Genomic DNA, 13,386 nt, shown 5'->3' with positions numbered 1-13,386 from the left:
GTCCGGGCCGCAGGTGGGGTCAGCTCGAGGAGTTGAGCGACCGGGTGGCGTCGCCCAGCACGACCGCCGCCGCGGCGAGACCGCCGGTGCCGTACCAGATGTCGTCGTCGACGACGAGGACGCGGTTGTAACCGGGAGCGCCCATGTCGAGCCACCGGTCGCTGCGCATCACCGACGAGCCGTGTTCCTGGGCGGCCTTCGTCCGGAAACTGACGTAGATGAGGTCGGCGTCGGCGTCGGTGAAGTTGTCGTCGTTCACCGTGATCGCGCCGGCGCCGCGTTGCGTCGCCGGACGTTGGACACCCATTGCCGACAGGATGGTGCCTGCGAACGATCCGGTTCCCTCGATGGTCTCGCTGTTCTCGCCGAACCGCACCAGCCCGACCTGCGAGTGCGACGCGTCGACCCGCAGTCCGGCGCGGCGTGCCTGCTCGGCGAAGGTGTCGAGGCGCCGCTGCCCGGTCTCCCCGCGTCCCAGACCGTCGGCGACGGCGGCGAACTGTTCGCGCCAACCCAGGTTGCGGTCGATGGTGACCGCCCGGCCACCGAACGCGGTTGCGCGGGACGCGTCGTATCCGAGGACGACGTCGGCGTCGGCGGCGCGCGCCGCGGCAGGCGACGGGTTCGTGCCGATCGTGGGCAGCGACAACACCGAGGGTCCGAGGTTGCGGGCGATGGATCCGCGCTCGGCGGCGACGGCCACCACCTTCGACTGGATGCCCAGGGCGCAGACGGCGTCGAGCAGGGCGGGATCGGTGACGGCGATGCGGGCGACATCGGACTGCCCGGAGTCGGGTGTCGACGGTGCGCCGCAGGCGTTGTCGAAGTTGCGTTCGGGTGCCACGAGGTACGCGTTGGCGATCTTGGTCGTCGTGGTGGTGACGCTGCCCTCGCCGGGCGGGGTGCCGGTGTCGCCGCACGCCGTCGCGGTCAGGGCCGTCGCGGTCGCGACCGCGAGTGCCGCCACGATCGTCGATCGACGCTTGGAAATACCGTTCACCTGCAGTCTTCCGCTCCGGGCCCGAGGGTCGACCACCCTCATGTCGACGCTCACGCTAGCACCGTGTCCGGATCGTCCCGTGGCTTCGCCGCGCGGGTCGCCTCCGTAGTACGACAGAACGTAGGACCCGCTCGGCTCAGAGGGGTCTGAGGGTTTACGATCAACCCAGTGCACTTTGTTGTCGCGGGCTCTCGGGCCGCGCGCAGGCAGGAGGATCTGTGACCGCCGTAGACCAGCCCACCCAGGTGGCTCCGGTTAGGGCCTACCCCGACCGCACGGGTGCCAAGGGGTCGTTCATCTACAAGATGATCACGACGACCGACCACAAGATGCTCGGCATCATGTACCTCGTCACGTGTTTCGCGTTCTTCCTGATCGGCGGCCTCATGGCCCTGCTGATCCGTGGCGAGCTCGCCCACCCGGGCATGCAGTTCCTCTCCACCGAGCAGTACAACCAGCTCTTCACGATGCACGGCACGATCATGCTGCTGCTGTACGCGACCCCGATCGTCATCGGCTTCGCCAACGTGGTGCTGCCGCTGCAGATCGGTGCGCCCGACGTCGCGTTCCCCCGCCTCAACGCCTTCAGCTACTGGCTGTTCCTGTTCGGTGGCCTGATCGTGCTCGCCGGCTTCATCACCCCCGGTGGTGCCGCCGACTTCGGGTGGACCGCCTACACCCCGCTGACCGACGCCATCCACTCGCCCGGCGCCGGCGCCGACCTGTGGATCATGGGCCTGGCCGTCGGTGGTCTCGGCACCATCCTCGGCGCGGTCAACATGGTCACCACTGTGGTCTGCCTCCGTGCACCCGGCATGACGATGTTCCGCATGCCGATCTTCACGTGGAACATCCTCGTGACCAGCGTCCTGATCCTGCTCGCGTTCCCGCTGCTCACCGCCGCGCTGATGGGTCTGGAGGTCGACCGACAGTTCGGCGCCCACCTCTACGACCCCGCCAACGGTGGCGTGATCCTCTGGCAGCACCTGTTCTGGTTCTTCGGTCACCCGGAGGTCTACATCATCGCACTGCCGTTCTTCGGCATCGTGTCGGAGATCTTCCCGGTGTTCTCCCGCAAGCCGATCTTCGGGTACTCGACGCTGATCTACGCGACCCTGGCCATCGCGGCGCTGTCGGTCGCGGTGTGGGCGCACCACATGTACGCCACCGGCGCGGTGTTGCTGCCGTTCTTCGCCTTCATGACATTCGTGATCGCGGTGCCCACCGGGGTCAAGTTCTTCAACTGGATAGGCACGATGTGGAAGGGGCATCTGACGTTCGAGACGCCGATGCTCTTCTCCGTCGGCTTCCTCGTGACCTTCCTCTTCGGTGGACTCACCGGTGTGCTGCTCGCCAGCCCGCCCCTGGACTTCCACCTGTCCGACAGCTACTTCGTGGTGGCGCACTTCCACTACGTCCTCTTCGGCACCATCGTGTTCGCCACCTACGCGGGCATCTACTTCTGGTTCCCGAAGATGACCGGCCGCATGATGGACGAGAAGCTGGGCAAGATCCACTTCTGGCTCACCTTCATCGGCTTCCACGCGACGTTCCTCGTGCAGCACTGGTTGGGCAACGAGGGCATGCCGCGCCGCTACGCCGACTACCTGCCGTCGGACGGCTTCACGACGCTCAACGTGTTCTCGACCGTCGGTGCCTTCATCCTGGGTCTGTCGACGCTGCCCTTCCTCTGGAACGTGTTCCGCAGCTACCGCTACGGCGAGGTCGTGACCGTCGACGACCCGTGGGGCTTCGGCAACTCGCTCGAGTGGGCCACCAGCTGCCCGCCGCCGCGCCACAACTTCACCGAGCTGCCCCGGATCCGTTCGGAGCGTCCGGCGTTCGAGCTGCACTATCCGCACATGATCGAGCGGATGCACGCCGAGGCGCACGTCGGCCAGGCGAGCAAGCACATGGAAGAGGCCAAGCGCGATCCGGTCACCGTGGGCTCGCACGAGTCGTCGGCGGACGCCGACCCGAGCTGACATGTCACCCGACCCCGCGTCGGGCACCGATGGAGACACTCCGATGACCTCGCCGGGTACGGCCGTGCTCATCACCGTGACCGGTCCGGATCGTCGGGGCGTCACCTCGGTGCTGCTCGGGGCTCTGTCCCGACACGGTGTCGACCTCCTCGACGTCGAGCAGGTCGTCATCCGCGGGCGGCTCACCCTCGGTGTCCTGGTGTTGTGCTCCGGTGACCCCGAGAGCCTGCAGGACACCGTCGAACAGGCGATGAGCTCCATCGACATGGACGTCAGCGTCGATGTCGGCGCCGATCCCGGGGTGCGCACGGTGTCGTCGCACGCGGTGGTGATGCTGGGCAACCCGGTCACCGCCAAGGCGTTCAGCGCTGTCGCGACCGATCTCGCCGCCCAGGGCGGCAACATCGACTCGATCCGCGGGATCGCCGATTACCCGCTGACCGGTCTCGAACTGCTCATCAGCGTCAGCCGCGACGACGTCGCCGCCGACGCTGCGCTGCGCAAGGGACTGGCCAAGATCGCCACGCGTCACGGCATCGACGTCGCCGTGGAGCGCGCCGGTCTCGCACGCCGCTCCAAACGGCTCATCGTGTTCGACGTCGACTCGACCCTCATCCAGGGCGAGGTCATCGAGATGCTCGCCGCGAAGGCCGGCCGTGAGGCCGAGGTGGCCGCGGTGACCGAGGCGGCCATGCGCGGTGAACTCGACTTCGCCGAGTCCCTGCACCAACGGGTCGCCGCCCTCGCCGGGCTCGACGCCGCGGTGATCGACGAGGTCGCGGCCTCGCTCGAACTCACGCCGGGCGCGCGGACCACCATCCGGACGCTGCACCGCCTCGGCTACCACTGCGGTGTGGTCTCGGGTGGTTTCCGCCAGGTGATCGACCCGCTGGCCCACGACCTCGAACTCGATTTCGTACGCGCGAACACCCTCGAGATCGTCGGCGGCAAGCTCACCGGACGCGTTATCGGCGAGATCATCGACCGCCCCGGCAAGGCGATCGCGTTGCGCGCGTTCGCCGATCAGGTGGGTGTGCCGATGGAGCAGACCGTCGCCGTCGGCGACGGCGCCAACGACATCGACATGTTGACAGTGGCCGGCCTCGGGATCGCCTTCAACGCCAAACCCGCGTTGCAGGAGGTCGCCGACGCCGCCCTGTCGCACCCGTTCCTCGACGCCGTCCTGTTCATCCTCGGTGTCACCCGCGACGAGATCGAGGCGGCCGACGCCCTCGACGGCATGCTGCGCCGCGTCCCCCTCACCTGACACGGCCCTCGCACACCCATGACCTTCGCCGACCGGTATCGACTGCTGTCCCGGCGACACGGGGGTGCACCCGACCCCGCCGATCCGAGTCGGGTACTCGCGATGCCGATCGTGCTGCGCATCGAGAAGGGGGATCCGCCGCCCCGCCGCGACCTGCTCACCGCGGCCGCCCGGGCGAGCGTGCTTCTCTGCCTCGACGAGCGCGTCGACCCCGTGCTGGATACGGGACCCGCCGCCGACATCGACACCGACGCCGCACCTCGACCGGGGCCGTGGCACGATCCCGTGGCCGGCTGGTGCGGGGCCAGGATCCGCAAGATCAGCCGCCGAGCCCGTGGCGCGCAGTGGGTCGCAGCGCAGGAGGTCGACGGACTCACCGTCACCTCCGGTGTCGCGCAGGCCCGAGCGATCGTGCCGGGACCCGTCGGTGACCTCGACCGTCGTATCGCGCGACTGCAGATCGGCGGCACCGACGTCGAGGGAGACCTCATGTCGACCACTGCGGACATCGAGGACCTCGTGCTGTGGGTCAACCCCGGTCTCGACATGACCGTCGGCAAGCTCGCCGCCCAGGTGGGTCACGGCGCGATGCTCGCGGCCGCGTTGTACCCGGTCGACGAATGCGAGACGTGGTGGCGCGCAGGGTGTCCGCTCACGGTCGCCGTCGCCGCACCCGAGATCTTCGCGCGTGCCCTCGATGCCGACGGCCGCGACACGATCGCGGTGCGCGACGCGGGGTTCACCGAGGTGGAGCCCGGATCGGTCACGGTCGTCGCCGCGCGCGTCGCAGACCGCGGTCACACATCCGTGCCCCGAGGATGAGAGGGTTCGGGGCATGAGCGAACTCCCCGACTGGGCCCACCAGCTCGATCTGCAGCCGCACCCGGAGGGCGGTTGGTTCCGCGAGACGTGGCGCAGCGATCTCGTGCTGCCCGAGTCGGTTCTGGCCGCTGCGACCCCCGGGGGATACGTCGGTGACCGAGCCGCCGGCACCGCGATCCTGTTCCTGTTGCCCGCGGGCGCGGAATCGGCCTGGCACACGGTGCGCGGCGCCGAGATCTGGCTGCACCACCGGGGCGCGCCGGTGGAACTGGTGCTCGGCGGCTCGGGAGAGGCCCCGGCCGACGAGACGGCGATCGTCCTCGGACCTGACGTCGTCGGTGGTCAGACCCCGCAGCACGTGGTCCCGCCGGGGGTCTGGCAGCGCGCGCGGTCGCTCGACGACCAGGCGTCCCTGGTGAGCTGCGTCGTGGTGCCGGGGTTCGATTTCGCGGACTTCGCCCTCGCCTGACGATCACCGCCGAAACCGTCGCCGACCCGAGTCGGAACCCGACACATGCGCCGCGGTGCGGCACGATGGGAACGTGCCCGACCCCGATGCGCCCCACACCGATGTCACCCCGCCGCCCACGCCCGACCCCGACCTGCTCGTCGACTTCACCGACGTCACGCTGGTCCGGGGAGGGACGACGCTCGTCGGGCCCATCACCTGGCAGGTGGAACTCGACGAACGGTGGGTCGTCCTGGGCCCCAACGGTGCCGGCAAGACCTCGCTGATGCGGATGGCCGCGGCCGAGACGCACCCGACCTCGGGTACCGCGAACCTGCTCGGTGAACGCCTCGGCCACACCGACATCCGCGACCTCTCGACCCGGATCGGCGTCACGTCGTCGATGCTGGCCGAACGCATCCCCGACGACGAGGTGGTGACCGACCTGGTCATCTCCGCCGGGTACTCGGTGCTGGGCCGGTGGCGCGAGGAGTACGAGGACGTCGACCGATCGCAGGCGGTCGAGACACTCGAGTCGATGGGTGCCGAGCACCTCGCCGACCGGCGTTTCGGCACCCTGTCGGAGGGGGAGCGCAAACGCGTTCTCATCGCCCGGGCACTGATGACCGACCCTGAACTGCTCCTCCTCGACGAACCGGCCGCGGGTCTCGACCTGGGTGGGCGCGAGGAACTCGTCGCCCGGCTCGGTGTGCTGGCCGCCGATCCCGACGCACCCGCCACCGTTCTCATCACGCACCACGTCGAGGAGATCCCCGAGGGTTTCACCCACGCCATGCTGCTGTCGCAGGGCGCGGTGGTGGCGCAGGGACTGCTCGACGACGTGCTGACGGCCGAGAACCTGACCGCCGCCTTCAGTCAGACCATCGCCCTCGACCGCATCGACGGTCGGTGGTTCGCGCGTCGCGCCCGCCGTGCTGGAGGCCATCGACGGGCCCGCGAATGAGCGGCCCCGGCGACTTCCGGCCGGTCGACGATCCCGAGTCGGTACCGGTCCGCGACGCCGCGACCGTGGTCCTCGTCCGCGATGCTCCCGCCGACGACACCCACGGTGCGGGCATCGAGGTGTTCCTCATCCAGCGGGTGGCGCAGATGGCGTTCGCCGGCGGGATGACGGTGTTCCCCGGTGGAGGCGTCGATCCGCGCGACGCCGAGGCCGACATCGCGTGGACCGGACCCCAACCCGATTGGTGGGCAGCACAATTCGGCTCCGGTGACAGCGAACCGTTGGCCCAGTCGCTGGTGTGTGCCGCCGTGCGCGAGACCTTCGAGGAGTGCGGGGTCCTGCTCGCGGGGTCGGGTGCGCACGACGTGCTCTCGGACACCTCGGCCCACGATCCGGCCCGCGGCGACCTCGTCGACAAGACGATCTCGCTGGCGGGTTTCCTGCGCGACAACGACCTCGTGCTGCGGGCCGATCTCCTCGCGCCGCTGGCGCACTGGATCACCCCGCTGGGGGAGCGGCGCCGCTACGACACCCGCTTCTTCCTCGCCGTGCTGCCGCCGGGACAGGTCGCCGACGACCGCACCACCGAGGCCGCCTCTGCCGGCTGGCACCGGATCGACGACGTGATGGCGCGCTGGCGGGCCCGCGAGGCGTTCCTGTTGCCGCCGACGTGGGCTCAACTCGATCACCTCGCGCGCTTCGACACCGTCGCCGACCTCATGGCCGCGCCCCGCGCGATCGAGACCATCACGCCGACACTGATCTCCGACGGCAGCGCGGTGCGCATCGAGTTCGACGGATCGGACCGCTACGGCGACCTGTGACGCCGCAGACGGCTCACCAGATCCGAACCCGTTGCGCCTCGGGCAGATACAGCCCGTCGCTCGGGGTCACGCCGAAGGTGGAGTAGAAGTCGGGGAGGTTGCGCACCACCTGATTGCATCGGAACTCGCCGGGTGAGTGCGGGTCGGTGGCGAGCTGCTCGGCCAGGGCGGCGGGCCGGTCCTTGCTCCGCCAGATGCGCGCCCACGACAGGAACACGTCGGTCCGGTCGAAGTCCTTCTGCCCGTCCTTCTCCGCAGCGATCGACGCCGCCGACAACGCGATCGACAACCCGCCGAGGTCGGCGAGGTTCTCGCCGACGGTGAGCGCGCCGTCGACATGCTGATCGGGCTTGAGTCCCTGCGGCACCAGCACGTTGTACTGGGCGATGAGGGCGTCGGACTTCTTGGTGAACGCCGCTCGATCGGCCGCGGTCCACCAGTCACGCAGGTTGCCGTCGCCGTCGTACTGCGAGCCCTGATCGTCGAAACCGTGGCCGATCTCGTGGCCGATGACCGCGCCGATACCGCCGTAGTTGACCGCGATCTCGGCGTCAGGACTGAAGAAGGGGGACTGCAGGATCGCGGCGGGGAACACGATCTCGTTGAACGTCGGGTCGTAGTAGGCGTTGACGGTCTGCGGCGTCATCTGCCAGTCGTCCTTGTTGACCGTCGTCCCGAGCTTGGCCACCTGGCGCTTCGACTCGAAGGCGTAACCCTGGCGGTAGTTGGCGATGATGTCGGTCCGGCTGATGGTGACGTCGGAATAGTCGCGCCACTTGTCGGGGTAGCCGATCTTGACGTTGATCTTGCCCAGCTTGTCGAGCGCCTCCTTGCGGGTCGCGTCGCTGAACCAGTCGATCTTCTCGAAGCTGCGCTTGTACGCCTCGAGCAGGTTGCCGACGAGCTCCTTGGCGTCGGATTTGGCGTTCGACGAGAAGTGCTGCTTCACATACTTCTTGCCCAGGGCCTCCCCGAGCAGGGTGTCGACCACGGCCACACCGCGCCTCCAGCGTTCGGGTTGCTGCTCGACGCCGTTGAGGGTCTTGCTGAAGAAGTCGAAGTAGGCGTCGGCGAACGGCGGCGACAGATAGCGGGCATAGCTGCGCAGCACGATCGTGCGGATGTAGTCGCGCAGGGTCTCGACGGGGGTGTCGCGCCACACCGTGCCCACCGTCGCACTGACCTTGTTCCCGGTCAGCACGACGCGGGAGAACTGCTGCTCGGTCGCGCCGAGGCCCGAACGCCATGCCTCCCAGTCCATGCCGGGTGCCTCGGCGGTGAACTGCGCCCAGGTCTTCGGGTTGTAGGTCGCCTTCGCGTCGCGGCTCTCGACGGTGGTGAGGTGTCCCTTGGCGACCGCGGTCTCGACGGACATGGCGCGGGCGGCGACACCGCCGGGATCGGCCAGGCCGGCCTCGCGGGCGAGGGTGGTGAGGAATGCGACGTACTGGGCCCGTGTCTCGGCGTAGCTGTCCTCGCGGTAGTAGGACTCGTCGGGCAGTCCGATGCCGGATTGGACGATGTTGGCGACGTACCGGGTGGCATTCTCCTGGTCGGGCGCCACGTAGAAGTCGATGATCCCCGAGCCGCCCGCGGTCGACAGGGACGCGAGACCCTGCGTCAGTTGAGTTTTCGTCTGTGCCGCGGAGAGGGCGTCGAGCAGGGGGGTGAGGGGTGTGACCCCGGCCGCGGTGATCGCTGCGGTGTCCATGTAGCTGGCGTAGAGGTCGCGCACCTTCGCGTCCTCACCGGTGGCCGAGGCGGGGATCTTCTCGATGATGGCGCGCAACTGTTCCCGCGCGGTGTCGTCGAGTTCGGTGAAGGTCGCGAAACCCGCCTTGTCGGCGGGGATCTGGTAGGTCGTCAACCAGCTGCCGTTCACGTGGCGGTACAGATCGTTCTGGACGCGGACGGCGTTGTCGGCGCCGGACAGGTCGGGAGTGATGGTGCGCCGCGGGGCCGGGTCGTCACCGCAGGCGGCCAGGAACCCGGCGGCCATCACACCGCCCACCGAGGCGAGAAAGGCCCGGCGTCCCAGCACGAGGGGGTCCCGTACGGGTGCGGCGGACAGGTCGGCGCGGGGGTGCATCACGAGTGGTGTTCTCCGTTCGCTGGTGTGGACGTGCTGGTTGACGTGTGTGTCTCGGGATCCGAGGGATCGGGCGACTCGGCGATCACGCCGTCACGGTCGGCCCACTCGAGGAGGGTGTCGAGACGGTGTGCGACGTCGTCGATCTCGGCGTGCAGGTCACCGAGACGCGCGAATCTCTTTGGCACGGTGGCGATGGTGAAGTCCCGCGGGTCGACGTCGTCGATCTCCGACCACTCGATCGGTGTCGACACCGTCGCGTCGGGGTTGCCGCGCACCGAATAGGCGGCGGCGATGGTGTGGTCGCGGGTGTTCTGGTTGTAGTCGACGAAGACCGCGGTCGGGTCGCGGTCCTTGCGCCACCAGGTGGTGGTGACGTCGGTGGGGTTGCGGTGCTCCACTTCTCGGGCGAAGGCGAGCGCGGCGCGGCGGACATCGGTGAACGACCACTCCGGCTCGATGCGGACGTAGATGTGCAGGCCCGACCCGCCCGAGGTCTTGGGGAAACCCCGGATGCCGAGCTCGTCGAGCACCTCGTGCGCGACATGGGCGGTGCGACGGACCTTGTCGAAGTCGCAGTCGGGCATCGGGTCGAGGTCGATCCGCCACTCGTCGGGCTTCTCGGTGTCGAATCTGCGTGAGTTCCACGGGTGGAACTCCACGGTCGACATCTGCACGGCCCATGCGACCGACGCGAGCTCGGTCACGCACACCTCGTCGGCGGTGCGCCCGTAACGCGGGAAGTAGATCTCGACGGTCTCGAGCCAGTCCGGGGCGCCGGCCGGGATGCGCTTCTGATGCACCTTCTGTCCGGACACACCTTTCGGATACCGGTGCAGCATGCACGGGCGGTCGCGCAGCGCGCGGACGATCCCGTCGCCCACCGACAGGTAGTACTCGACGAGATCGAGCTTGGTCTCGCCGCGGGTGGGGAAGTAGACACGCTCGGGGCTCGAGACGCGCACCGTCCGGTCACCCACGGTCAGCTCGACGGGAGAGCCGGCGGATTCGGCTGCCATGGATCGACCCTAGGCGACGGCGACCGGCGTCGAGGGCCGACGCGTCAGATCGTGACCGTCTCGAACTACCCGAGCACCCGGCGCACGGCCGCGATCTGGGAGTCGACGAACGAGCGCGCCACCGCGGTGCGCGACGCAAAGACGTCGAAGGCGTGGAAGGCGCCGGGGACGACCTCGGTCTCGACCGGGACGCCCGCGTCGGCGAGGCGGCGGGCGTAGGCGAGGTCCTCGTCGTGGAACAGGTCGTGGGTACCGACCCCGATCCAGGTGGGCGGCAGCCCGGCGAGGTCGGCGCGGCGGGCCGGTACGGCCGCGGCCCTATCGGCGTCGCCGAGGTAGGCCGACCAGCCGTAGACGTTGCTGCGCGCGCTCCACAGATGGTGCGAACCTGCCCGCTCGGGCGGACTGTCGACGGTGCGATCGTCGAGCATCGGGTAGACGAGCAGCTGGAATGCGGGGGCCACCTCGCCGCGGTCGTGCGCGAGGTTGACCAGTGTGGCCGCCAACCCGCCGCCGGCACTGGCCCCCGCGACGACGATGCGCGCGGGATCCACGGTCGGTTGCTTCGCCAGCCACGTCAGGGCGGCGTAGCAGTCCTCGAGGCCCGCCGGGTAGGGGTGATCGGGCGCCAACCGGTACTCCACCGACGCCACGAGCAGCCCGAGTCTCTCTGCGTAGGTGCGGCAGATGGCGTCGTCCTGTCGCGCTGTGCCGATCACGTAACCGCCGCCGTGCATCCACACCAAGGCCGGTGTGGTCGTCCCCGGGGTGCGCAGGCCGAACAGGCGCACCGACGCGGTTCCCGACACCGCCACGGTCTCCACGTGGCGGTCGGGGATGAGCTTCACCAGTCCCGTGGCCGCACGGATGAGACGGCTCGACGTCGGTCCGATCGGGTTGGCGGGCAACGCGCGCGTCCACCGGGGCAGATCGGGGTGTGCGGCGGTGGGTTCCGGTGGGGTGGGCATGGGAGCCATCATCGCCGGTCGGGAGTTGTCCCGGGGAGCGTTCGACAGGTGTCGTCGCGGGGTGGAGGGGCGCGCCACCCGACGATGTCGAACCAGTCGCACTACCGGTAGCCTGCGTCCATGCCTGAATTCGTCACCCTCGAGACCAGCGCCGATCACCCCGGAGTCGGGACGATCCTGTTGAACCGGCCGCCGATGAACGCCCTCAACCGGCAGGTCCAGCAGGAGCTCGCCGACGCCGCGCTCGCCGCGACCGAGGACGACGCGATCAAGGCCGTCGTCGTCTACGGCGGACCGAAGGTGCTCGCCGCCGGTGCCGACATCAAAGAGATGAACGACATGACGTTCGCCGAGATGAGCAAGGTCGCCGGGCGGTTGCAGTCGGGCCTCGGGGCGATCGCCTCGATCCCGAAGCCGACCGTCGCGGCGATCACCGGATACGCCCTCGGCGGCGGGCTCGAGGTCGCACTCGGCGCCGATCGCCGCATCGCCGGCGACAATGCGAAGCTCGGTGTGCCCGAGATCCTGCTCGGTGTGATCCCCGGCGGTGGCGGGACGCAGCGCCTCGCCCGTCTGATCGGCGCGCCCCGCGCCAAGGACATGGTGTTCACCGGTCGGTTCGTCGGCGCCGAGGAGGCCCTGCAGATCGGTCTGGTCGACGAGGTGGTCGCGCCCGACGAGGTCTACAACGCCGCACTCGCGTGGGCATCCAAGTTCGCAGGAGCAGCGAGCGTCGCGCTGGCCGCGGCGAAGGCCGCCATCGACGAGGGTCTCGACACCGACCTCGACACCGGACTCAAGATCGAGGCGCACCTGTTCGCCGCGCTGTTCGCCACCGAGGACCGCGCCATCGGTATGAAATCGTTCGTCGACAACGGGCCGGGCAAGGCCTCCTTCACCGGTAAGTGAGCCGCAGATGACCGCCTCCCCGCACGACCCCGCGCCCAATCCCCACGCCTCGGCCGAGCAGGTCCAGGCCGCGCTCGCCGACACCAAGCTCGCCCAGGTGCTCTACCACGACTGGGAGGCCGAGACCTACGACGAGAAGTGGTCGATCTCGTACGACGAGCGCTGCATCGACTACGCGCGTGGGCGATTCGACGCCGCCGGCGCCACCGAGTCGCTGCCCTACGGGCGTGCGCTCGAACTCGGTTGCGGCACCGGCTTCTTCCTTCTCAACCTGATGCAGTCGGGTGTCGCCGAGCGTGGTTCGGTGACCGATCTGTCGCCGGGCATGGTCAAGGTCGCGTTGCGCAACGGGAAGAACCTCGGCCTCGATGTCGACGGTCGTGTCGCCGACGCCGAGACCATTCCCTACGAGGACGACACCTTCGACCTCGTGGTCGGGCACGCTGTCCTGCACCACATCCCCGACGTGGAGCAGGCGTTGCGCGAGGTGCTGCGCGTGCTCAAGCCGGGTGGGCGGTTCATCTTCGCCGGCGAGCCGTCGACCATCGGCGATTTCTACGCGCGCTGGCTCAGTCGCGCGACCTGGGCGGCGACGACCACCGTGACCAAGCTGGGCCCACTGCAGTCGTGGCGGCGACCGCAGGCCGAACTCGACGAGTCCTCACGCGCCGCCGCGCTTGAGGCCGTCGTCGACATCCACACCTTCGATCCCGCGGGCCTGGAGTCGATCTCGCGCAGTGCGGGTGCGGTCGAGGTGTCGACCACCACCGAGGAGTTCGCCGCGGCGATGCTCGGGTGGCCGGTGCGCACCTTCGAGGCCGCGGTGCCGCCGGAGAAGCTCGGCTGGGGCTGGGCGCGTTTCGCGTTCGGCGGCTGGAAGCGCCTCACCTGGCTCGACGAGAACGTCCTCCGCAAGGTCGTCCCTCCGAAGTGCTTCTACAACATCGTCATCACCGGCCGGAAGCCCGCGTAGCTCATCCGGTCGAGTTGTGAGGCGGCGACGCTGACTGTGACGAAAGTCGAGTCGAGTGTGCACGTCGCGCGTCCTGAGTCGACGACGACACTGTGCACACTCGACGACGAGTTTCGGC

11 protein-coding genes and 1 pseudogene are annotated in these 13,386 nt (G+C 69.1%); 8 read left to right on the top strand and 4 right to left on the bottom strand.

What is annotated here, in order from left to right; genetic code table 11:
- Positions 1 to 19: 19 nt before the first annotated feature.
- Positions 20 to 1,000, bottom strand: a complete 981-nt coding sequence (locus ASG12_RS13715; protein WP_235456846.1) for an ABC transporter substrate-binding protein — start codon at positions 998 to 1,000, stop codon at positions 20 to 22.
- 218 nt (positions 1,001 to 1,218) lie between these two features.
- Here ASG12_RS13715 and ctaD point away from each other — a divergent pair, with 218 nt between their 5' ends.
- The 6 genes and pseudogenes from ctaD (at position 1,219) to ASG12_RS13685 (ending at position 7,310) form a co-directional block, all read left to right on the top strand.
- A complete protein-coding gene (gene ctaD, locus ASG12_RS13710) occupies positions 1,219 to 2,985 on the top strand; it encodes an aa3-type cytochrome oxidase subunit I (protein WP_055790420.1) in 1,767 nt (588 codons plus the stop codon).
- 43 nt (positions 2,986 to 3,028) lie between these two features.
- Entirely contained in the window at positions 3,029 to 4,252 is a 1,224-nt protein-coding gene (gene serB / locus ASG12_RS13705; RefSeq protein ID WP_156378101.1) for a phosphoserine phosphatase SerB, read from the top strand.
- A gap of 18 nt (positions 4,253 to 4,270) precedes the next feature.
- Positions 4,271 to 5,074, top strand: coding sequence for an aminoacyl-tRNA hydrolase (locus ASG12_RS13700; protein ID WP_055790416.1), 804 nt, complete (start codon positions 4,271 to 4,273; stop codon positions 5,072 to 5,074).
- 13 nt (positions 5,075 to 5,087) lie between these two features.
- A complete protein-coding gene (locus tag ASG12_RS13695) occupies positions 5,088 to 5,543 on the top strand; it encodes a cupin domain-containing protein (protein ID WP_055790413.1) in 456 nt (151 codons plus the stop codon).
- A 55-nt stretch (positions 5,544 to 5,598) separates the two neighbouring features.
- A pseudogene (locus ASG12_RS13690) lies at positions 5,599 to 6,195 on the top strand (ABC transporter ATP-binding protein); the annotation flags it as partial.
- Positions 6,196 to 6,482: 287 nt separating this feature from the next.
- Positions 6,483 to 7,310: an NUDIX hydrolase gene (locus tag ASG12_RS13685; protein ID WP_055790408.1), complete on the top strand. Its 828-nt coding sequence runs from the start codon at positions 6,483 to 6,485 to the stop codon at positions 7,308 to 7,310.
- 13 nt (positions 7,311 to 7,323) lie between these two features.
- On the opposite strand, the gene ASG12_RS13680 is transcribed toward ASG12_RS13685, so the two are convergent.
- From ASG12_RS13680 to ASG12_RS13670, 3 genes are all read right to left on the bottom strand, one after another.
- The gene (locus ASG12_RS13680; RefSeq protein WP_235457029.1) at positions 7,324 to 9,399 is read right to left on the bottom strand and encodes a M13 family metallopeptidase; all 2,076 of its coding nucleotides are present in this window, start codon (positions 9,397 to 9,399) and stop codon (positions 7,324 to 7,326) included.
- Positions 9,399 to 10,418, bottom strand: coding sequence for a non-homologous end-joining DNA ligase (gene ligD, locus ASG12_RS13675; protein ID WP_055790405.1), 1,020 nt, complete (start codon positions 10,416 to 10,418; stop codon positions 9,399 to 9,401). Before ligD ends, ASG12_RS13680 begins: the two co-directional genes overlap by 1 nt.
- Before the next feature lie 65 nt (positions 10,419 to 10,483).
- Positions 10,484 to 11,386, bottom strand: coding sequence for an alpha/beta hydrolase (locus tag ASG12_RS13670; RefSeq protein WP_055790403.1), 903 nt, complete (start codon positions 11,384 to 11,386; stop codon positions 10,484 to 10,486).
- 120 nt (positions 11,387 to 11,506) lie between these two features.
- Here ASG12_RS13670 and ASG12_RS13665 point away from each other — a divergent pair, with 120 nt between their 5' ends.
- Both ASG12_RS13665 and ASG12_RS13660 read left to right on the top strand, forming a co-directional pair.
- Entirely contained in the window at positions 11,507 to 12,295 is a 789-nt protein-coding gene (locus ASG12_RS13665) for an enoyl-CoA hydratase/isomerase family protein (protein WP_055790399.1), read from the top strand.
- A 7-nt stretch (positions 12,296 to 12,302) separates the two neighbouring features.
- The gene (locus ASG12_RS13660; RefSeq protein ID WP_055790396.1) at positions 12,303 to 13,268 is read left to right on the top strand and encodes a class I SAM-dependent methyltransferase; all 966 of its coding nucleotides are present in this window, start codon (positions 12,303 to 12,305) and stop codon (positions 13,266 to 13,268) included.
- Positions 13,269 to 13,386: the final 118 nt, after the last annotated feature.

This window comes from Williamsia sp. Leaf354 (assembly GCF_001424365.1).
Lineage (GTDB): Bacteria > Actinomycetota > Actinomycetes > Mycobacteriales > Mycobacteriaceae > Williamsia_A.
Note: the sequence above shows the minus strand (reverse complement) of the source record. Positions and strands in the feature narration are given on the sequence as shown.

What these genes read in the sequence shown, in the direction of transcription:
- ASG12_RS13680 (WP_235457029.1), bottom strand. Translation starts at nt 9,399, where the DNA reads ATGCACCCCCGCGCCGACCTGTCCGCCGCACCCGTACGGGACCCCCTC.
- ASG12_RS13700 (WP_055790416.1), top strand. Translation starts at nt 4,271, where the DNA reads ATGACCTTCGCCGACCGGTATCGACTGCTGTCCCGGCGACACGGGGGT.
- serB (WP_156378101.1), top strand. Translation starts at nt 3,029, where the DNA reads ATGACCTCGCCGGGTACGGCCGTGCTCATCACCGTGACCGGTCCGGAT.
- ASG12_RS13670 (WP_055790403.1), bottom strand. Translation starts at nt 11,386, where the DNA reads ATGCCCACCCCACCGGAACCCACCGCCGCACACCCCGATCTGCCCCGG.
- ASG12_RS13665 (WP_055790399.1), top strand. Translation starts at nt 11,507, where the DNA reads ATGCCTGAATTCGTCACCCTCGAGACCAGCGCCGATCACCCCGGAGTC.
- ASG12_RS13660 (WP_055790396.1), top strand. Translation starts at nt 12,303, where the DNA reads ATGACCGCCTCCCCGCACGACCCCGCGCCCAATCCCCACGCCTCGGCC.
- ASG12_RS13695 (WP_055790413.1), top strand. Translation starts at nt 5,088, where the DNA reads ATGAGCGAACTCCCCGACTGGGCCCACCAGCTCGATCTGCAGCCGCAC.
- ASG12_RS13685 (WP_055790408.1), top strand. Translation starts at nt 6,483, where the DNA reads ATGAGCGGCCCCGGCGACTTCCGGCCGGTCGACGATCCCGAGTCGGTA.
- ligD (WP_055790405.1), bottom strand. Translation starts at nt 10,418, where the DNA reads ATGGCAGCCGAATCCGCCGGCTCTCCCGTCGAGCTGACCGTGGGTGAC.